This window comes from Limnomicrobium aquaticum (assembly GCF_040545545.1).
Lineage (GTDB): Bacteria > Pseudomonadota > Alphaproteobacteria > Rhizobiales > Rhizobiaceae > Ensifer_A > Ensifer_A aquaticum.
Map to the genome: position 1 here is coordinate 59,888 of NZ_JBEPMB010000005.1, position 19,537 is coordinate 79,424.

Genomic DNA, 19,537 nt, shown 5'->3' on the forward strand with positions numbered 1-19,537 from the left:
TCAGGCAGTCGCGGCCAACGCCGGTGCGACCGTCTCGGACGACACGTGCGAGCTATATTGCGCACGGACTTGAGCGCCTTGCGCGAAGACCTCGCCGATGCCGATCAGCACGGGCTCGTCGGTTCCGATGTCCCGCACGGCCGCGGGCAGGGCATGAAGCGGACCGCGCCAGCCCCGCTCGTTCTCCCGGCTGACGGCGGACATCACGGCGACCGGCGTCTCTGCGGACATGCCCGCTTCGCGAAGCCGTTGTTCGATGCGGCCCACCATCCGCCCGCCCATGTAGAACATGGTCGTCTGGTTGGGTTGGGCGAGGGAGGCCCAGTCGAGCGTCGCCGGCAGTTCTGAATGACGCGAATGGCCGGTGACGAACCGGACCTGCTGAGCATGATCGCGATGCGTCAGCGACGTCTTGAGGCGCGCGGCCATGGCAGACGCTGAGGTTATGCCGGGCACGATCTCCACGGCGATGCCTTCCGCCTCAAGCCGCGCGATCTCCTCGCCGGCGCGGCCGAATATCATCGGGTCGCCGGATTTGAGCCGAACGACACGTTTGCCCGCCTTGGCGAAACGGACCATCATGTCGTTGATGTCATCCTGCTTGCAGCTCTCGCGGCCGCCGCGCTTGCCGACCAGGAAGCGCTTGGCCTCGCGCCGCGCGAGTTCCAGCACCTCCTGCGAGACGAGATCGTCGAAGAGGATGACATCGGCGGACTGAAGCGACCGCATCGCTTTCAGCGTCAGCAGTTCGGCATCGCCGGGACCGGCCCCGACCAGCGTGACTGAACCAGTGGCGGGAGCCGAAGCGATTCGCTCGGCGGCTTTGAGCAGGTCTTCGGAATCGCTATCCGCCGGTGCCCGGTTCGAGCCCATGCAGCGATCGACAAACGTCTCCCAGAATGTGCGGCGCGGTTGGCCGGGTGCAAGGCGCAGGTTGACCGCCTCGCGCAGCTGCCGGGCAAGCTGCGCCCAGTCCTTCAGCGCCGGCGGCAGCAGCGTTTCGATGCGCTGGCGGATCGCCTGTGCCAGGATCGGTGCCGCCCCATCGGTGGAGATCGACACGACGACCGGCGAGCGGTTGACGATGGAACCGAACTGGAACTGGCAGAAGGCCGGCTTGTCGATGACATTGACCGGAACACCAGCCGTGCGCGCCGCGCAAAAGAAGGCGCGAGCCTCGTCCTCCCCCTCGCAATCCGCAAGGGCAAGGCTCGCGCCTTCAAAGACGCTGATCGCCCAGGGCTGCGGTTTCAATGAAACCTTCTCCTCGGCAATCAGCGCCTGCATCGTTTCACTCACATCATGCGGCTCGCAATAGACCTCGACCCGCGCGCCGCAGGCGGCCAGCAGTTCGGCCTTCCACGCGGCGGCGTCCGACCCACCGGCCACCACGACACGCTTGTGGGTCAGCGACCAGAAGACCGGAAGCTTGGCGAGCGGCGCGATGCGCTCGGGACTGTCACTCGGCGGCAAGGATTTGCGTCGCATCGATGATCCTCCTGATTTCCGGGCGGCAGGAGCCGCAATTCGTGCCTGCATTCAATTGCGCGCCGATCTTTTCGACCGACCAGCAACCTGCGCGCACCGCGCAGGCGATCTCGTTGACGCCGACCGAGAAGCAGGAGCAGACGATGGCGCCCTTGTCAGGCCGCCCTGGTGCGGGCCGGCCCGCGACCAGCATGAAGCGGGCGGCTGGGTCCGCATGGCTGACGGTCAACTGTTCCACAGCCCATTGCCGCGACACGGCGACCGGCGCGCGGGAGACGTAAAGGGCGGCGAGAAGCCGGTCGCCGTCGAAGGCGAGCAGGCGGTGATCGCCATTGCAGGCATCCGCATAACCCGAGAAGGTGATTTCGCCGTCGATCCCCAGCGTCGCACGCAGCCACGCCTCCCAGCTCTCAGCCGGGATGTCGCCCGCAAACTCTAGTCGATGGCCGCTTTCCGTCTTCGCAGTGGCCCAGTAGGAGAAGGGCAGTGCCTTCGGCTTTGCCTGTGAGACCAGAAAGCCATGGGCGGCGGGGGCGTGGCGGGCCACAGACGCGGCCGCCATTTTCAGCGCCGGCTGGCCGGAGACGGGATCTACACGGCCGGGCACCAGCGTATCGACGCGCGCGGCAGCGGCCGTCTCGCCCGTCCAGTGCATCGGCACGAAGATCGCACCCCGCGCCTGCCGCTCGGTCAGTAGCGCCCGGACGATGACCGCGTGGCCGGAGGGGGAGGCGACCGTCACGAGATCGGCATCCGCAATGCCGAGGGCGCGCGCGTCCAGCGGGTGAATTTCGCAGAAGGGCTCGGCGATGTGGGCGGAGAGCCGTGCGCTCTTCGCCGTGCGCGTCATGGTGTGCCAATGGTCGCGCACGCGGCCGGTGTTGAGCGTGAAGGGGAAGGCGGCATCGCGCGCGGCGGGGGCCGGTGGCGTGATGGGGACGAAGCGCGCCTTGCCGTCTGGATGATAGAAGCGCCCATCCGCGAAGAAGCGCTTGCGCGACGGTTCGCCTGCCGGCTGCGGCCATTGGAACGGGATGAGGGCGTCATAGTCGGTCCCATCGATCTCCGCGTAAGCGCCGATATCGAAATCGCGGATGCCATCATTCTCGTAAGCAGACAAGGCGGCGTGTTCGGCGAAGATCTCCGCCGGCGAGGCGAAATCGAAGCCCTCAGCAAAGCCCATGCGCTTGCCGACTTCGGCCATCTGCCACCAGTCCGGCCGGGCCTCGCCGGGGACGGGCAGGAAGGGCCGCTGGCGGGAGATGCGCCGCTCGGAATTGGTGACGGTGCCGGATTTCTCGCTCCAGCCGGTGGCGGGCAGCAGGACATGGGCAAGCCGCGCCGTGTCCGTATAGGCCTGAATGTCGGAGACGACGACGAAGGGGCAGGCGGTCAGCGCCGCCTTGACTCCATCCGCATCCGGCATCGAGACGACCGGATTGGTGGACATGATCCAGATCGCCTTGATGCGCCCCTCTGCAACTGCCTCGAACATGTCGACGGCCTTGAGGCCCGGCTTGTCGGCGATGACAGGCGCATTCCAGAAGCGCTGCACGGTGTCGCGATGCGCGGCGCTGCCGAGTTCCATATGGGCCGCGAGCATGTTGGCAAGCCCGCCCACCTCGCGCCCGCCCATGGCATTGGGCTGGCCGGTCAGCGAAAACGGCCCCATGCCCGGCCGGCCGATGCGGCCCGTGGCAAGATGGCAGTTGATGATGGCGTTGACCTTGTCCGTGCCGACCGCGGACTGGTTGACGCCCTGACTGTAGCAGGTAACGACCTTTTCCGTCTCGGCGAACAGCCGGAAGAACTGGCGCAGCGCCATGCCGGAAAGACCGGTCGCCTCGGATAGCTCCGCCATGCCAAGCCGTGCAGCGGCCATCAGTGCCTCGCTGAAACCACTCGTGTGCGCGCCGACGAAGGCCTCATCCACACGGCGGGTATCGACCAGATGATGGAAGAGCCCGTTGAACAGCGCCACGTCGCCATCGGCGCGAATGGGGAGATGCAAGTCGGCGATGTCGCAGGTGGCAGTGCGGCGGGGATCAATGACCACGACCTTCATTGTCGGCCTGCTGGCCTTGGCGGCGGCCAGTCGCTGGTAGAGCACGGGATGGCACCAGGCCGTGTTGGAGCCGGTGAGAACCACGAGATCGGCAAGCTCCAGATCCTCGTAACAGCCGGGCACGGTGTCCGAGCCGAAGGCCCGCTTGTGGCCGGCGACGGAGGAAGCCATGCAAAGTCTTGAATTCGTGTCGATATTGGCCGAGCCGATGAAGCCCTTCATCAGCTTGTTGGCGACATAATAGTCTTCCGTCAGCAATTGCCCGGAGACGTAGAAGGCAACCGAGTCCGGCCCATGCGCGGCAATCGTCTCCCGGAAACGCTGCGCCACGAGATCGAGCGCCGCGTCCCAGCCGGCCTCTTGACCATGGATCTGCGGGGCCAGAACGCGGCCCTCCAGATCGAGCGTTTCGGCCAGCGCCGAACCCTTGGAGCAGAGCCGGCCGAAATTGGCCGGGTGATCCGGGTCGCCTTTCACGCTCACCTTGCCGTCGTCCTCGACACGCGCAATCACGCCGCAGCCGACGCCGCAATAGGGGCAGGTGGTCCGGGTTTCAGTGGGCATGAATGCCTCTTTCGGTTTGCGCGAAGGCACCCCCCTCTGTCAGCTTCGCTGACATCTCCCCCTCAAGGGGGGAGATGGGATGGGGCACGACGCTCGCTCTCCCTCCCCCTTGTGGGGAGGGTTGGGGAGGGGTCTTTCTATCCGCTTGCTCAGTGGCTTCGGCAAAGACCCCCTCTGGCTGCCGCCATCTCCCCCACAAGGGGGGAGACGACATGTGGCGCGCGCCCCATCCAATCTCCACCCTTGCGGGGGAGATGTCCGGCAGGACAGAGGGGGGTAATGCGCTCGTCATCATCGTCTTACTCCGCCGCGACCAGCGCGGCCGCCTGATAGGCAATCGACAGTTGGCCATCGATATTGCGCACCGGAATGGTCCGCACTTCGCCCTCGTCCGCCCCCAGCGCCTTGCCGCTCTCCAGCGAGATGACAAAATTGTGCAGCGGGCAGGTGACGGCCTTGCCGTGGACGATGCCCTGACTGAGCGGCCCGCCCTTGTGCGGGCATTGATCCTCGATGGCGAAAACCTCGTTTTCGGCGGTGCGGAAGACGGCGATCTTGCCGTCTGGCGTCTTCACGCAGCGCGCGCCGCGCAGCGGAATGTCGTCGATATGGCCAATGGCGATCCAGTTGTGATCCATGATCTCACTCCGCTGCCTGATGGAAACCGACGGTCGCCATCGGTTTGAATTCATGCTTGTCCTTGCCGGAGACGCGCTCCGACCAGGGATCGACCTGCGCGAATTTCTGGGAGAAGACGAAGCGCTCGTAATAGGCGCGGCGCTTTTCCCCATCCGCCATGATCTGGCGGCGGATCTCGTCATGGCCGATGCGTTTCGCCCATTTGTAGATGCGCTCCAGATAGCGGGCCTGCTCGCGATACATCTGGGTGAGCGCCACGATATGCTCCAGCGCCTCGTCCTCGGTCTTCACAAGGCCGAGAACATCGGTGCCCTTGATGTCGAGACCGGCGGCGCCTGCAAAGTGGATTTCGAAGCCTGAATCCACGCAGATGACGCCGATATCCTTGCAGGTCGCTTCCGCGCAGTTGCGCGGACATCCCGAAACGGCAAGCTTCAGCTTGGCCGGTGTCCAGGAGCCCCACATGAACTTCTCGATGCGGATGCCGAGCCCGGTCGAATCCTGCGTTCCGAAGCGGCACCAGTCGGAGCCGACGCAGGTTTTGACGGTGCGGAGGCCCTTGGCATAGGCCTGGCCGGAGACGAAGCCGGCCTTGCCGAGATCGGCCCAGACGGCGGGCAGGTCTTCCTTCTCGACGCCGAGCAGGTCGATACGCTGGCCGCCGGTGACCTTCACCATCGGGATTTCAAACTTGTCGACCACGTCGGCAATGGCACGGAGTTCAGCGGCATTCGTCACGCCGCCCCACATGCGCGGCACGACCGAATAGGTGCCGTCCTTCTGGATATTGGCGTGGACGCGCTCGTTGATGTAGCGCGACTGGTAGTCGTCGGCATATTCATCCGGCCAGTCGCAGACGAGGTAATAGTTCAGCGCCGGACGGCACTTGGCGCAGCCGCAGGAGGTCTTCCATTCCAGTTCCTGCATGACGGCGGGAATGGTCTTCAGCCCCTTGGCCTTGATCAGACGGCGCACGTCGTCATGGCCGAGTTCCGTGCAGGTGCACATGGGCGTGACGGCGGCCGGGTTATAGGCATCGCCGAGCGTCAGCGACATCAACTGCTCGACAAGGCCGGTGCAACTGCCGCAGGAGGCAGAGGCTTTCGTAAGGGCGCGCACGCCGTCCAGCGTCGTCAGGCCCTTGGCCGTGATCGTGCTCGTGATCTTGCCCTTGCATATGCCGTTGCAGCCGCAGATTTCCGCATCATCCGGCAAGGCTGCAACGGCCGCCATAGGGTCCAGCGGAGCACCCCCCTGGAACGACTGGCCGAAGATCAGCGTGTCGCGCATGGCGGAAATGTCTGTGCCCTTCTTCTTCAGGTCGTTGAACCAGGCTCCATCGGAGGTTTCGCCGTAGAGAACCGTGCCGATAATGCGGTTGTCCTTGATGACGACGCGCTTGTAGATGCCGGCGGTGGCGTCGCGCAGCACGATTTCCTCGCGGTCGTCGCCATCGGCGAAGTCACCCAGAGAAAAGAGGTTGATGCCCGTCACCTTCAGCTTGGTCGGCGTGTCGGAATGGACGAAGGCCGGCTTGGTGTCGCCCGCCAGATGGGCAGCGGCAACGCGGGCCATTTCGTAGAGCGGCGCGACGAGGCCATAGACCATCCCGTCGACTTCGGCGCATTCGCCGACCGCCAGAATATCGCCATCCGAGGTCTGCATGCCGGCATCGACCACGATGCCGCGATTGACGGCAAGGCCTGCGTCCTTGGCGAGACCCGCATTCGGCCGGATGCCGACGGCCATCACCACCAGCGTCGCCGGAATGATCGTGCCGTTGTCGAGCTCAATGCCCTCGACGCGGTCCGTGCCGATGATGCGCTTCGTATTGGCCTTGGTGATGACCTTGATGCCGCGCTCCTCGACGGCCTTCTGCAGCAGATAGCCGGCGGCCGGATCGAGCTGGCGCTCCATCAGCGTCGGCATGACATGCAGCACCGTCACGTCCATGCCGCGCAGCGCCAGACCTGCGGCCGCTTCAAGCCCCAGCAGGCCGCCGCCGATGACGATGGCCTTCTCGCGTGACTGCGCAGCCAAGAGCATGGCGTCGACATCGTCGAGGTCGCGATAGGTGATGACGCCGGGCAGATCCTTGCCCGGAACCGGGATGATGAAGGGCACGGAGCCGGTGGCGATCACCAGCTTGTCGTAGCTTTCCGTCACGCCATGGTCAGAGGTGACGGTGCGGGCGTTCCGGTCAATGCCGACAATGCGGTGACCCTTGTAGAGGGTCACGTTGTTTTCGATATACCAGCCATCGCCATGGATGATGATATCCTCGAACGTCTTTTCGCCCGAGAGGACCGGCGAGAGCATGATGCGGTCATAGTTGACGCGCGGCTCGGCGTTAAAGATCGTGACGTCGTAGAGGCCGGGGGCCTGCTCGAAGAGGTGCTCCAGCATGCGGCCGGGGGCCATGCCATTGCCGATGATGACGAGTTTCTGGGCCATGGTGCTTACTCCGCGGCTTCGACGAAGCGGTGGCGTTCGTAGAGGAACTTCAGCACGGCTTCGCGGGATTTGAGATAGGTGCGGTCGGAGGCAAGGGCGATGCGGTCGCGCGGACGCGGGATCGGCACGTCCAGAACCTCGCCGATGCGCGCCGCCGGCCCGTTCGTCATCATCACGATGCGGTCGGAAAGCAGCACGGCCTCGTCGACGTCATGCGTGATCATGATCATCGTGTTGCCGAGGCGGGCGTGGATTTCCATCACCGCGTCCTGAAGATGGGCGCGGGTGAGCGCATCGAGCGCGCCGAAGGGCTCGTCGAGCAGCAGGATCTTCGGCTCCATGGCAAGCGCCCGGGCAATGCCGACGCGTTGTTTCATGCCGCCGGAGATTTCCGCCGGGCGCTTATCCTTGGCGTGGGACATCTGCACGAGATCGAGATTGTGCATCACCCATTCATGCTTCTCGGCCTTGCTCTTGCGGCCGGCAAAGACTTTTGCGACGGCGAGGTTGACGTTCTCGTAGACGGTGAGCCAGGGCAGCAGCGAGTGGTTCTGGAAGACCACGGCGCGTTCCGGGCCGGGCGCGTTGACTTCCGTATTGCCCAGCAGGATGGCGCCTGTGGTCACGCGGGTCAGCCCCGCGATCAGGTTCAGAAGCGTCGATTTCCCGCAGCCGGAATGGCCGATGATGGAAACGAACTCGCCCTTTTCAATCGTCAGGGAAACGTCCTTCAGGACTTCGGTGCGCACGCCGCCGCGTTCGAAACTCTTGTCGATATGGTCGATTTTCAGATAGCTCATGACGGCCTCCCTCAGTTGCTGCGCGTGACGATGGTCCCGACAAAGGCAACGAGCTTGTCGAGGATGAAGCCGGTGACGCCGATATAGACGAGCGCCACGATGATGTCGGAGAGGCGCGACGAGTTCCACGCGTCCCAGATGAAGAAGCCGATGCCGACGCCGCCGGTCAGCATTTCCGCCGCCACGATGGCGAGCCACGAGAGGCCTATGCCGATGCGCAGGCCGGTGAAGATGTAAGGCGCTGCGGCCGGGATCATGATGCGGACGAAGAATTCCAGCTGGTTAAGGCGCAGGACGCGGGCGATGTTGCGGTAATCGTCGGGAATGTTGCGAACGCCAACGGCCGTGTTGATGATCACCGGCCAGATCGACGTGATGAAGATGACGAAGATGGCCGAGGGGTTGCTGTCGCGGAAAGCCGCCAGCGACAGCGGCAGCCAGGCGAGCGGCGGCACGGTACGCAGGATCTGGAAGATCGGGTCGAGGCCGCGCATGGCCCAGACCGACTGACCTACGACCGCGCCGATGATGACACCGACAATGGCCGCAAGGCCGAAGCCCATGGCGACCCGCTCCAGCGAAATCAGCACCCGCCAGGCAAGCCCGATATCCTGCGGCCCGTTGTTGAAGAAGGGTGAGGTGATGAGATCGGCGCTGTCTGTCCAGATCTGCGACGGCGCAGGAAGGCTTGCGCCCGGATGCGAACAGGCAATCTGCCAGACGCCCAGGATGATCATGACGACGACCAGCGGCGGCAGAACATTTCGGCCGAGGGTGGCGAGCATGGCTTGCGGGCGGAACGCGCGCCGCGCCGGCAGCGGCATCGCGACGACCGTCGCCGTCTTTGGCGAGGCTGTTGCCTCGGACACGGGTTGGGCCTTGCGGGCAGTTGCGGTCATGGGGTTATCCTGTTCGTTGTTTGGTTCGGGTGAAGACCCCGCCTGCCTAGAGGGGAAGCAGGCAGGCGGGACTACGGTGCGCGTCAGGCGGTGGCCTTGATCTTCAGGCTTTCGAGATAGGCCTTCGGGTTTTCCGGATCGAAGACCTTGCCATCGAAGAAGGTCTCTTTTCCGCGCGAGGTCGATGTCGGAATGTCGGCGGCGGCGACGCCGAGATCCTTTGCGGCGGCGCGCCAGATGTCCTCGCGGTTCACCTTGTCGACCAGCGCCTTGATGTCGGTGTCGGGTGCAAACTTGCCCCAGCGGATATTCTCGGTGAGGAACCAGGCGTCGTGGCTCTTGAACGGATAGGACGCATGGTCCTTCCAGAACTTCATCTCGAGACCGGTCTTTTCAGCGACGCGGCCATTGCCATAATTGATCGTGCCCTTGAGGCGGCCGGCGACATCCTTCGGCGGCACGTTGAACCATTGGCGCTTGCCGAGGATCGTCGCCATCTCTTCCTTGTTGTCCATGCTGTCGGCCCACATCTGAGCTTCCATCACGGCCATCATGAGGGCCTTGGCGGCGTTGGGGTTCTTCTCGATCCAGTCGGTGCGGAGCCCCAGCGCCTTTTCCGGATGGCCCTTCCAGAGTTCGCCGGTCGTGCAGGCGGTGAAGCCGATGCCCTGGTTGACGAGCTGCTCGTTCCACGGTTCGCCAACGCAGAAGGCGTCCATGGAGCCGACCTTCATGTTCGCGACCATCTGCGGCGGCGGCACGACGATGGTGGAGACGTCCTTGTCTGGATCGATGCCGCCGGCTGCGAGCCAGTAACGGATCCACAAGTCATGCGTACCGCCGGGAAAGGTCATGGCGACCTTGACCTCGCCACCCTTTGCCTTCTTGGCCGCGAAGGCTTCCTTGAGCTTGGATGCGTCAAGTTGCACGCCCGTCTGGGCATATTCCTGCGCGACCGAAATGCCCTGGCTGTCCAGATTGAGGCGGGCGAGGATCGACATCGGGACAGGAATGTTGTTCTGCGTCACCTTGCCGGTCGAAATGAGGTAGGGCATGGGCGTGAGGATATGTGCGCCGTCAATGCCGTTGGCCGCGCCGCCGAGCACGAGATTGTCGCGCGTTGCGCCCCAGGATGCCTGTTTCGTCACCTCGACGTCGGGCAGACCATGCTTGTCGAAAAAGCCCTTCTCCTTGGCGATCAGCAGCGGCGCGGCGTCTGTCAGCGCAATAAAGCCGAGCTTGACGCCCTTGACTTCGGGGCCGGCCGATTGCGCGAACGCGCCGGAGGGGAATGCCATTTTGACTGCGCTGATCAACGCTGCGGCGGATGTGACCTTCAAGAGATCGCGGCGGCCGATACCTGTTCCTGTCGTCTTCGTCATGTGCGTCGTGTCCCTCTGGTGATGTGACGGAGATGCGGAAAAACAAAAAACGCCGCTGGTTGGTGCAACGACCGGATGGGAGATCCGGGGTGCAGAACCAAGCGACGTCGATGTCTCTGGTGAGCGCGCTTCGGGCGCTCTTGTCTCCGGTCGCCGTTGACCGGATGTAATTAGTAAAGCAAGAGGTGTGCCAATTCCGAGTATGAGGCGCTATCTCGCTGAAATCTAAACCGCTTTTCGCTTTAGGCCGCTAGTACCGCTTTGGGAGGTGCGTGGCGAACGGCGACTATAAATTCGGCATTCAAGTCAGCTTGCGCATTTTTTGTGCAATGCAGCGTAATCAGGCGTCGTGCGCAGCGAGGGGCGGCGCAGCGTCCGTTCTGACGGGAAAGCGGGCCACGTAGTCCGGCATCTGCGTCGGGCTGAAGACCTGCCCATCCATGAAATTCGACAGCATCGCGTCCTCTTCCGTCGGGTCGGGAATGGAGGCATCCGCGCCGAGCGCATTGCGATAGAGGTCGGGCCGATAGGCGCTTTCGGCCCGAGCGCGGTCCGCTTCCGAAAAGACGGTCTGGCCCCAGCGCATCATCTGGCTGAAGATCCAAAGTGCCTGATTGGGGCGAGGGTAATTCGCCGCGCCGCGATGGAAGAGGAAGTAATCGGGGATGATCCGCTTGTTGCCCTGGGCATCGAGGTTGAATTCGCCACTGAGGACGCGGCGGATGATGCTGCCCTGAGCCTGGATATAGGGTGCGGAACTCAAGATTTCTGCAAGCTCGTCGTGATTGCCCGGCTCGTCGCACCAGCGCGCGGCGCGGTCGAGTGCGACGATCAGGCGCGAGACCGTATCGGCATTCGCCTCCGCCCATTCGGGGCGTAGGCCGATCACCTTTTCCGGCGCGAGCGGCCAGATATCCTGCTTTGCCGCCACGATCCGGCCTGTGCCGCGCTCGGAGGCCACCATGTTCCACGGCGCGCCGACGCAGAAACCGTCGATGGCGCCAGCCGCCAGCGCATCGGAGGTGAGTGGTGGCGGCACGACAACGAGCTTCACGTCCCGGTCCGGATCGATGCCTCCGGCGGCGAGCCAGTAGCGGAATTCGTAATTATGCGAGGAGAAGGGATAGGTCATGCCGAGCGTCGGCATGGCCTCGCCGCGGGCGCGCATATCGGCCAACACGGCGGCCAGCGCATTGGCACTGGCGAGCGCGCTCGCATCGTCCGGCAGGCCGGTCAGTGCCTGCATGCGCTCGAAGATGCGCGCCGACAGCGTGATCGCATTGCCGCCGCGTCCCAGCGAAAACGGCGTGATGGTGGGCGAGGGGTTGGAGCCGAGACCCAGCATGGAGGCGACCGGCATGGGAGACAGCATATGGGCGATATCGAACTGCCGGAAGGCAAGCCGATCGCGCACATTGGCCCAGGAGACATCGCGAACCAGATCGAGCCGCAAGCCTTCCTTGTCCGCAAACCCGAGTTCGGCCGCGACGATGAGGATCGAGGCGTCCATCAGCGGAATGAAGCCCGCGCGCAAGGTCTTCTGCTCCCGGCTGACGTGGGGCGGGGCGGCGGCTGAACCGAGCGCGCTCATGGAAAACATCTCACTCATAATCGTTTCTCCGGATCGCATTGCCCATCACAACAGCAGTCCCGCTGCCGTGACCACGCTCTGGGCGATGTCCGCGATCTTCTTCTTCTCGTTCATGGCGCTCTGGCGAAGCAGCGCGAAGGCGTCCTCCTCGCTCAGTCCCCGCATTTTCATGAGGATGCCCTTGGCGCGCTCGATGATCTTGCGCTCTTCCAGCGCGTTGCGGGCTTCGGCGAGTTCGCGCTGCAGGCGACTGAAGGCATTGAAGCGGCTCACCGCCATGTCGAGGATGGGCTTCACGCGCTCCTTCTTCAGCCCGTCGACGATATAGGCTGAGACGCCGGCATCGACCGCAGCCTCGATGGACGCGGTGTCTGAGCGGTCGACGAACATGGCGATCGGCCGCGAGACGCTGCGCGTCAACTGGAACATATGCTCCATCATGTCACGGTTGGGGCTTTCGATATCGATGATGATGACGTCGGGCTCCAGCGTCTCGATGAGGCGGGCAACGCCGTTGACCTCATGGATGACAGTGACCTTGCAATGCCCGGCCTCAGCCAGTCCTTCCTCGATGATCGAGGCGCGGATGGCGTTCTCATCGATCACCAAGATCGTCAGGTCTGCGGTGATCTTGGACCCGCTCAATGCACCGTCCCGACAAGGTAGGAGCCGAAGCTGGTAGCGGCGGCGAGAAGCGACCAGCGCGACGCGAGAAACTGGTCCGCCAGGACCGCGAGGGCGATGGCGCAGAGGAAAAGCAGGACGCCGACCAGCGGGGCGACATTCATGAAAAGCAGCGCCATGGCGCCCAGAAATATGGTCGAGCCGACAGTCACCATTGCCCGCTCGGCGCGCGACGCGGGCGCATGCTGCCGATACGCGGACGCGAAAGCTGGCCAGCTGCAGGTGATCGCAAGGCATAGGAACGGCAGGTGGGGCGCCAAATGGGGTCTCTCCAGTGATCTCCCTAACGCAAAGCAAACGCTGTGCCAGCAGGCCGGGCGCGGATTACCCGGTTTATGATGCTGCTTTTGCTGTCAATTTGAACAGGAGATTAAAATTTAGGCATATGGCTTTCCTTCAGGCGAATTAGTTAGGTGCATACCTTAATAAGACTTGACGCATCTAAGGGTACGAGTTAGTAAGGTATATGCCTAACTATTCGACATCACTCGATCTTGCCTTTCACGCCCTGAGCGACCCCACCCGTCGCGCTGTCGTCTCACGTCTCGTGGAGGGTGAACTGCCTGTCACGGCCCTGGCCGAACCCTTCGACATGGCGCTGCCCTCCTTCACCCAGCATCTGAAGGTGCTGGAAGACTGCGGGCTGATCGTCAGCGAAAAACGCGGACGGAGCCGCTGGTGCCGGCTGGTGCCGCAGCGTTTCGATGAGGCGGCGGACTGGATGATGGCCGAGCGGGAGCGTTGGTCAGGGCGGTTGGACCGTCTGGAAGCCTATCTGGACAACAAGCAAAAGGGAGAAAAAACAAATGCCTAATCCATTGGAGACGTGGTCGCTCGACCGCGAAATCGTTCTCGTGCGGGTGCTGAACCATCCGCGCGACAAGGTCTTTGCCGCTTGGACTGACCCCGAAGCCCTGTCGGTCTGGTACGGCCCGGCCGGGCTGCGGATCGAGACGCATGAGGCCGATATTCGCGAGGGCGGGATCTGGCGGTTCGATATGGTGGGCGAGTTCGAGGGAAAGACGCAGCGCTTCCCCAACTTCATTCGCTTTTTGAAAATCGTGCCCAATGAGCGGCTGGTCGTGGATCATGGCGGCGCGGACCCCGATGACCCGGACCGTTTTCGTGTGACCGTGACATTCGATGAGCAATCGGATGGCAAGACGGTCCTGACGATGCGCCAGTTGCACCCGACCGTCGAGCGCCGCAAGTTCGTCATCGGATTTGGGGCTGTCGTTTATGGTCAGCAGACCCTCGACAAGCTCGCGGCCTGGCTGGATCGCTGATTGCTCCGCGGAAAGCGCATATGAGAAGGCCGCGCTGGCGACACCTGCGCGGCCTTTTCGTTTCCGCTATCGCCAGCCGAGAGCCGGGGCGACGTGCTTGAGGATCGCTTCGATCACATGGGCATTATAGTCGACGCCCAGTTGGTTCGGCACGGTGAGCAGAAGCGTATCGGCCTCGGCAATGCCCTCGTCGGCGGCGAGTTCCTTGATGAGTTCGTCGGGTTCAGCGGCATAGGAACGGCCGAAGATCGCCCGCGTGCTGTCATCGATATAGCCGACCGAATCCTGTTCCTTGCCGCCGCGGCCGAAATAGGCGCGATCGCGATCGTCAACGAGCGCGAAGATCGAACGGCTGACCGAGACGCGCGGCGTGCGGGTGTGGCCGGCTTCCTTCCAGGCCTCGCGATAGGCGCGGATCTGCCTGGCCTGCTGGACATGGAAGGGCTCGCCCGTCTCGTCGTTCTTGAGCGTCGAGCTCTGAAGGTTCATGCCCAACTTGGCGGCCCAGACGGCCGTCGCGTTCGAGCCGGCGCCCCACCAGATGCGCTCGCGCAGACCTTCCGAATGCGGCTCGATGCGCAGCAATCCGGGCGGGTTCGGGAACATCGGGCGGGGGTTCGGCTGTGCAAAGCCTTCGCCCTTCAGCACTTCGAGGAAAACTTCCGCGTGGCGGCGGCCCATGTCGGCATCCGTCTGGCCTTCTTCCGGCTGATAGCCGAAATAGCGCCAGCCTTCGATCACCTGCTCGGGGGAGCCGCGGCTGATGCCGAGCTGCAGGCGGCCGCCCGAGATCAGATCGGCAGCGCCGGCATCTTCAGCCATGTAGAGCGGGTTTTCATAGCGCATGTCGATGACGCCCGTTCCGATCTCGATTGACTTGGTGCGCGCGCCGACCGCCGCGAGAAGCGGGAAGGGCGAGGCGTGCTGCCGGGCGAAGTGGTGGACACGGAAATAGGCGCCGTCCGCGCCCAGCTCTTCCGCCGCAACGGCAAGATCGATGGACTGCAGGAGGTTGTCGCGGGCCGAGCGCGTCCCCGATTGCGGCGAGGGCGTCCAATGGCCGAAGGAGAGGAAACCGATTTTCTTCATGGGACAGGGGTCCTTCACAAATTCAAAGCCCGAAACGGGCTGACGTTGGACCCTACATAATGCGTCCCGTGGCCAAAGTCGCGTTTTCGGACGGTGAACGATGCGTTCAGTGCGTTCGGTAAATGGAGACGAATTTCCTTACCAGCTTTCCTTGACCGCCTCCATGGTGACATTGGTCGAAGTGCTGGCGACATAGGGCAGCGTCGAGATCAGTTCGCCGAGAACCCGGCGATAGCGGCCGATGTCGCGGGTGCGGACTTTCAGGAGATAATCGAAGCGGCCCGCGATCATGTGGCACTCCTCCACCTCGCGGATTTTCTTTACCGCCTCGTTGAAGCTTTTCAGCGCCTCCTCGCTCGTATTGGTCAGCTTCACCTCGGCAAAGGCGATGTGATCGAGGCCGAGCTTCTGCGGATTGATGACCGCCCGGAAGCCATCGATATAGCCGTCCGACACCAGCCGCTTGAGCCTAAGTTGGCAAGGTGTCTTGGAGAGCCCGACGGCGCTTGCGAGATCGGTGATCGAAATACGCCCGTCAACCGCGACGATCTCGAGAATTTTCAGGTCGATCTTGTCAAGATCACCATAGGAGGCATCTTCTCTAGGCTTCATGCGCGTAAAATCCGAAATATTTGGAGAATTCAGCCATGAAGATAGCCTTCTTTAGGACGCCTGTTCAAGCGGCCTTATGCTATCAGCACTGTCTATCCAGCGGCGAAAACGTGGTTCGGTCGGGCGGTCTTGCAAGGGACGCCAAGGCGTGAAACCATCGAGAGAAACCGCCTTTCCGCTGATCGTTCGAGGAAGGATCGTCATGCCCGTTTCGCCATCGCCCTTTGCTGCCTTCGCCCCTGCCATTCGACCGCAGAGCGCATTGCGCGCCGCCATCACCGCCGCCTATCGCCGGCCGGAGATTGAATGCATGCAGCCGCTGCTGGCCGCAGCATCACTGCCGGAGGCGATGAAGGGGCAGGTCGCTGAAACGGCGACCGCGCTGATCACGGCGTTGCGCACCAAGCATCGCGGTACGGGCGTCGAAGGCCTCGTCCATGAATATTCGCTTTCCTCGCAGGAAGGCGTGGCGCTGATGTGCCTGGCGGAAGCGCTGCTGCGCATTCCGGACACGGATACACGCGACGCACTGATCCGCGACAAGATCGCCACCGGCGACTGGAAGGCGCATCTCGGCGGCGGGCGCTCGCTCTTCGTCAATGCCGCGACCTGGGGCCTCGTCGTCACCGGCAAGCTGACCTCCACCGTCAGCGACCGGCGCTTGTCCGCAGCGCTCACCCGTCTTATCGCACGCGCTGGGGAGCCTGTGATCCGCCGTGGCGTCGACATGGCGATGCGGATGATGGGCGAGCAGTTCGTCACCGGCGAGACCATCGACGAGGCGCTGGAACGCGCCCGTGTGATGGAAGCGCAGGGCTTCCGCTATTCCTATGACATGCTGGGCGAGGCGGCGACCACGGCGGCCGATGCGGAGCGCTACTATCGGGACTACGAAAATGCCATTCATGCCATCGGCAAAGCCGCCGCCGGGCGCGGCATCTATGACGGCCCCGGCATTTCCATCAAGCTTTCGGCGCTGCATCCGCGTTATGTCCGCGCCAAGGCGGAGCGGGTGATGGGCGAGTTACTCCCCAAGGTCCGGGCGCTGGCGCTGATCGCCAAGGGCTACGATATCGGTCTCAATATCGATGCGGAGGAGGCCGACCGGCTGGAACTGTCGCTCGATCTGCTGGAATCGCTGAGCCTTGACCCGGCGCTCGCCGGTTGGAACGGCCTCGGCTTCGTCGTGCAGGCCTATGGCAAGCGCTGCCCCTTCGTGCTCGACTACATCATCGACCTGTCCCGCCGCTCGGGCCGCCGCATGATGGTGCGCCTCGTCAAGGGTGCCTATTGGGATGCCGAAATCAAGCGCGCGCAGCTCGACGGGCTCGAAGGCTTTCCGGTATTCACCCGCAAGGTTCATACTGACGTCTCCTACATTGCCTGCGCCCGAAAGCTGCTCGGCGCGCCGGATGCCGTCTTCCCGCAATTTGCCACGCATAACGCGCAGACGCTGGCAACGATCTATCATCTTGCCGGCCCGGATTTCGAAACCGGCAAATATGAATTCCAGTGCCTGCATGGCATGGGCGAACCGCTTTACGAAGAGGTGGTCGGCGCGTCCAAGCTCGGACGTCCGGCGCGTATCTATGCGCCGGTGGGCACGCATGAGACGCTGCTTGCCTATCTCGTCCGCCGCCTTCTCGAAAACGGCGCGAACTCCTCCTTCGTCAATCGCATCTCGGATGAAAATGTCTCGGTCGCCGATCTGGTCGCCGATCCGGTTGATGTGGTCGAGGCGATGCCGGTTCCCGGCGCCCCGCATGACCAGATCGCGCTGCCGTCTGACATTTATGGAGCCAGTCGATGCAATTCGGCAGGACTGGATCTGTCGAATGAGGCGCAATTGGCTGAACTTGCGGCCATACTTCAGGAGAGCGCCGCCCAATGCTGGACCGTCGGCCCGTTGCTTGCGGAAGGCGATGCGACGGGCGAGGGCCGTCCGGTTCTGAACCCTGCCGACCACAGTGATGTGGTCGGTCAGGTCACGGAACTGGATGCAGGCGAAGCCGCCCGTCTCGTTCGCATCGCCGCCGAACATGCGGCAAGCTGGGCGCAAACGCCGCCCGCCGAGCGTGCCGCCTGTCTCGACCGTGCGGCCGATCTCATGCAAGCGAGGATCGAAGTGCTGATGGGCATTGCCATGCGCGAGGCCGGCAAGTCGGCGGCCAACGCCATCGGCGAAGTGCGCGAGGCCATCGACTTCCTGCGCTACTATGCCGATCAGGCGCGCAAGACGCTGGGTGCTGCGCATCTGCCGCTTGGCCCCGTGGTCTGCATCAGCCCATGGAATTTCCCGCTGGCGATTTTCACCGGACAGGTCGCGGCAGCCCTCGTTGCCGGCAATCCGGTTCTGGCAAAGCCCGCAGAAGAAACGCCGATCATCGCCCATGAAGCGGTGAAGATCCTGCATGACGCGGGCGTGCCGCGTGCGGCGCTGCAGTTTGTCCCCGGCGATGGCCGGGTGGGAGCCACCCTTGTCGGCGCGCCGGAAACGGCGGGCGTGATGTTCACCGGTTCCACCGAAGTCGCGCGGCTCATTCAGGCGCAGCTTGCCGAGCGTGTTTCGGTGAACGGTAAGTCGATCCCACTGATTGCCGAAACCGGCGGGCAGAATGCGATGATCGTCGATTCTTCGGCGCTGGCCGAACAGGTTGTCGGCGATGTCATCGCGTCCGCCTTCGACAGCGCCGGTCAGCGCTGCTCGGCGCTGCGCATCCTTTGCCTGCAGGAGGATGTGGCGGATCGGGTGCTGCATATGCTGAAAGGTGCGCTGGCCGAGCTGACGCTGGGTCGCGCCGACAGGCTCAGCACGGATATCGGTCCGGTTATCAATAGTGAAGCCAAGGGCGTCATCGAGGCACATATCGAACGCATGCGCGGGCTCGGACTGCCGGTCGAGCAGGTGGCGCTACCTGCCGAGGCCCGCAAGGGAACCTTCGTTGCCCCGACGATCATCGAGATGCCGTCGCTGAAGGAACTGAAGCGCGAGGTCTTCGGTCCCGTGCTGCATGTCATCCGCTATCGACGCGCCGATCTCGACCGGCTGATCGATGAGATCAACGCGACGGGCTATGGCCTGACCTTCGGCCTGCATACCCGCCTCGACGAGACCATCGCCCATGTCACAAGCCGCGTGCGGGTCGGCAATATCTATGTGAACCGCAACGTCATCGGCGCCGTCGTCGGCGTCCAGCCCTTCGGCGGACGCGGGCTCTCTGGCACCGGGCCGAAAGCCGGCGGGCCGCTTTATCTCGGTCGTCTGGTGCAGAAAGCCCCCGTGCCGCCGCAGCATCATTCGGTTCATACCGATCCAGTCCTCGGCGATTTCGTCCGCTGGCTCGATGAACGGCAGGACCATGAAGGCGCTGACGCCGCCCGCGAACTGGCCGAGCGTTCGGCCCTTGGTCTTGTTACCGAGCTGCAAGGTCCGGTCGGTGAACGCAACATATATGGCTTGCATCCGCGTGGGAAAATTCTTCTGGTTCCACAGACACTTGAGGGGCTGAAGCGTCAGCTCGCCGCCGTGCTCGCAACGGGTAATTCTGCTGTCGTCGACGAAGCTTCGGGCCTGAAGGCGCAGTTCGGGAATTTGCCCGCATCCGTGGCCTCGCGCATCGGCTGGGCCTTTGATTGGAACGCCGCCGGGCCCTTTGCGGGGGCGCTGATCGAGGGGGATGGCGCGCGCGTTCTGGCGGTCAACCAGAAGATTGCTGGTCTCTCTGGCCCGTTGGTTCTGGTTCAGGCCGCGACTACCGAAGAGCTTTTTTCAGATCCCGATGCGATCTGCCTGAACTGGCTGCTGGAGGAGGTTTCCACTTCGGTCAACACGGTCGCGGCGGGCGGGAACGCCAGTCTGATGACGATTGGATAACTAGCATTCTAGTGCGACTGTGAAGCGAGTGCACCCCCTGATGCTCTGCATTTCGCCGTGTGAAAGGTCGTGAAATGGAACCTCTTGGTACGCCTCGGGCGTTTCCGTTT

At 63.5% G+C, this 19,537-nt stretch carries 15 protein-coding genes; 3 read left to right on the top strand and 12 right to left on the bottom strand.

Annotated elements, in window-relative coordinates:
* The 10 genes from cysG to ABID16_RS15805 all read right to left on the bottom strand — a co-directional run bounded on the left by cysG (position 1) and on the right by ABID16_RS15805 (position 12,721).
* Complete coding sequence (cysG, locus tag ABID16_RS15760; protein WP_354557309.1) at positions 1–1,488, bottom strand: siroheme synthase CysG; 1,488 nt, start codon at positions 1,486–1,488, stop codon at positions 1–3.
* A complete protein-coding gene (locus tag ABID16_RS15765) occupies positions 1,460–4,117 on the bottom strand; it encodes a nitrate reductase (RefSeq protein WP_354557310.1) in 2,658 nt (885 codons plus the stop codon). Before ABID16_RS15765 ends, cysG begins: the two co-directional genes overlap by 29 nt.
* Positions 4,118–4,416: 299 nt before the next feature.
* Positions 4,417–4,755 carry a nitrite reductase small subunit NirD gene (nirD, locus tag ABID16_RS15770; protein ID WP_354557311.1) on the bottom strand — a complete coding sequence of 113 codons (339 nt, stop codon included), beginning with the start codon at positions 4,753–4,755 and terminating at the stop codon, positions 4,417–4,419.
* A gap of 4 nt (positions 4,756–4,759) precedes the next feature.
* Positions 4,760–7,210 (bottom strand): nitrite reductase large subunit NirB, encoded by a 2,451-nt coding sequence (gene nirB / locus ABID16_RS15775; RefSeq protein WP_354557312.1) that lies wholly within the window; start codon positions 7,208–7,210, stop codon positions 4,760–4,762.
* 5 nt (positions 7,211–7,215) lie between these two features.
* A complete protein-coding gene (locus ABID16_RS15780; protein WP_354557313.1) occupies positions 7,216–8,010 on the bottom strand; it encodes an ABC transporter ATP-binding protein in 795 nt (264 codons plus the stop codon).
* Positions 8,011–8,021: 11 nt separating this feature from the next.
* Positions 8,022–8,909, bottom strand: coding sequence for a nitrate ABC transporter permease (ntrB, locus tag ABID16_RS15785; protein ID WP_354557314.1), 888 nt, complete (start codon positions 8,907–8,909; stop codon positions 8,022–8,024).
* Positions 8,910–8,992: 83 nt separating this feature from the next.
* Positions 8,993–10,291, bottom strand: coding sequence for a CmpA/NrtA family ABC transporter substrate-binding protein (locus tag ABID16_RS15790; protein WP_354557315.1), 1,299 nt, complete (start codon positions 10,289–10,291; stop codon positions 8,993–8,995).
* A gap of 340 nt (positions 10,292–10,631) precedes the next feature.
* Positions 10,632–11,900 carry a CmpA/NrtA family ABC transporter substrate-binding protein gene (locus ABID16_RS15795; RefSeq protein WP_435532432.1) on the bottom strand — a complete coding sequence of 423 codons (1,269 nt, stop codon included), beginning with the start codon at positions 11,898–11,900 and terminating at the stop codon, positions 10,632–10,634.
* Between the two features lie 27 nt (positions 11,901–11,927).
* Positions 11,928–12,527 (bottom strand): ANTAR domain-containing response regulator, encoded by a 600-nt coding sequence (locus ABID16_RS15800; protein ID WP_354557316.1) that lies wholly within the window; start codon positions 12,525–12,527, stop codon positions 11,928–11,930.
* The gene (locus ABID16_RS15805) at positions 12,524–12,721 is read right to left on the bottom strand and encodes a hypothetical protein (protein WP_354557317.1); all 198 of its coding nucleotides are present in this window, start codon (positions 12,719–12,721) and stop codon (positions 12,524–12,526) included. Before ABID16_RS15805 ends, ABID16_RS15800 begins: the two co-directional genes overlap by 4 nt.
* A gap of 311 nt (positions 12,722–13,032) precedes the next feature.
* On the opposite strand from ABID16_RS15805, the gene ABID16_RS15810 reads away from it, so the two are divergent.
* Together ABID16_RS15810 and ABID16_RS15815 are read left to right on the top strand one after the other, a co-directional pair.
* Entirely contained in the window at positions 13,033–13,380 is a 348-nt protein-coding gene (locus tag ABID16_RS15810; protein ID WP_354557318.1) for an ArsR/SmtB family transcription factor, read from the top strand.
* Positions 13,373–13,852 carry an SRPBCC family protein gene (locus tag ABID16_RS15815; protein ID WP_354557319.1) on the top strand — a complete coding sequence of 160 codons (480 nt, stop codon included), beginning with the start codon at positions 13,373–13,375 and terminating at the stop codon, positions 13,850–13,852. The genes ABID16_RS15810 and ABID16_RS15815 overlap by 8 nt, the downstream gene beginning before the upstream one ends.
* Positions 13,853–13,918: 66 nt before the next feature.
* Here the strand turns inward: ABID16_RS15815 and ABID16_RS15820 are convergent, their stop codons facing one another.
* Both ABID16_RS15820 and ABID16_RS15825 read right to left on the bottom strand, forming a co-directional pair.
* Entirely contained in the window at positions 13,919–14,941 is a 1,023-nt protein-coding gene (locus ABID16_RS15820; RefSeq protein WP_354557320.1) for an LLM class flavin-dependent oxidoreductase, read from the bottom strand.
* A gap of 138 nt (positions 14,942–15,079) precedes the next feature.
* Positions 15,080–15,553: an Lrp/AsnC family transcriptional regulator gene (locus tag ABID16_RS15825; RefSeq protein WP_354557321.1), complete on the bottom strand. Its 474-nt coding sequence runs from the start codon at positions 15,551–15,553 to the stop codon at positions 15,080–15,082.
* 202 nt (positions 15,554–15,755) lie between these two features.
* Here ABID16_RS15825 and putA point away from each other — a divergent pair, with 202 nt between their 5' ends.
* On the top strand, positions 15,756–19,427 hold the full coding sequence (gene putA / locus ABID16_RS15830) for a trifunctional transcriptional regulator/proline dehydrogenase/L-glutamate gamma-semialdehyde dehydrogenase (protein ID WP_354557322.1): 3,672 nt from the start codon (positions 15,756–15,758) through the stop codon (positions 19,425–19,427).
* The last annotated feature ends 110 nt before the right edge of the window (positions 19,428–19,537 follow it).

Coding starts and splice junctions, on each gene's coding strand:
- putA (WP_354557322.1), top strand. CDS start 15,756: ATGCCCGTTTCGCCATCGCCCTTTGCTGCCTTCGCCCCTGCCATTCGA.
- ABID16_RS15765 (WP_354557310.1), bottom strand. CDS start 4,117: ATGCCCACTGAAACCCGGACCACCTGCCCCTATTGCGGCGTCGGCTGC.
- ABID16_RS15805 (WP_354557317.1), bottom strand. CDS start 12,721: ATGGTGACTGTCGGCTCGACCATATTTCTGGGCGCCATGGCGCTGCTT.
- cysG (WP_354557309.1), bottom strand. CDS start 1,488: ATGCGACGCAAATCCTTGCCGCCGAGTGACAGTCCCGAGCGCATCGCG.
- ntrB (WP_354557314.1), bottom strand. CDS start 8,909: ATGACCGCAACTGCCCGCAAGGCCCAACCCGTGTCCGAGGCAACAGCC.
- ABID16_RS15820 (WP_354557320.1), bottom strand. CDS start 14,941: ATGAAGAAAATCGGTTTCCTCTCCTTCGGCCATTGGACGCCCTCGCCG.
- ABID16_RS15825 (WP_354557321.1), bottom strand. CDS start 15,553: ATGAAGCCTAGAGAAGATGCCTCCTATGGTGATCTTGACAAGATCGAC.
- ABID16_RS15780 (WP_354557313.1), bottom strand. CDS start 8,010: ATGAGCTATCTGAAAATCGACCATATCGACAAGAGTTTCGAACGCGGC.
- ABID16_RS15815 (WP_354557319.1), top strand. CDS start 13,373: ATGCCTAATCCATTGGAGACGTGGTCGCTCGACCGCGAAATCGTTCTC.
- ABID16_RS15810 (WP_354557318.1), top strand. CDS start 13,033: ATGCCTAACTATTCGACATCACTCGATCTTGCCTTTCACGCCCTGAGC.
- ABID16_RS15795 (WP_435532432.1), bottom strand. CDS start 11,900: ATGAGTGAGATGTTTTCCATGAGCGCGCTCGGTTCAGCCGCCGCCCCG.
- nirD (WP_354557311.1), bottom strand. CDS start 4,755: ATGGATCACAACTGGATCGCCATTGGCCATATCGACGACATTCCGCTG.
- ABID16_RS15790 (WP_354557315.1), bottom strand. CDS start 10,291: ATGACGAAGACGACAGGAACAGGTATCGGCCGCCGCGATCTCTTGAAG.
- nirB (WP_354557312.1), bottom strand. CDS start 7,210: ATGGCCCAGAAACTCGTCATCATCGGCAATGGCATGGCCCCCGGCCGC.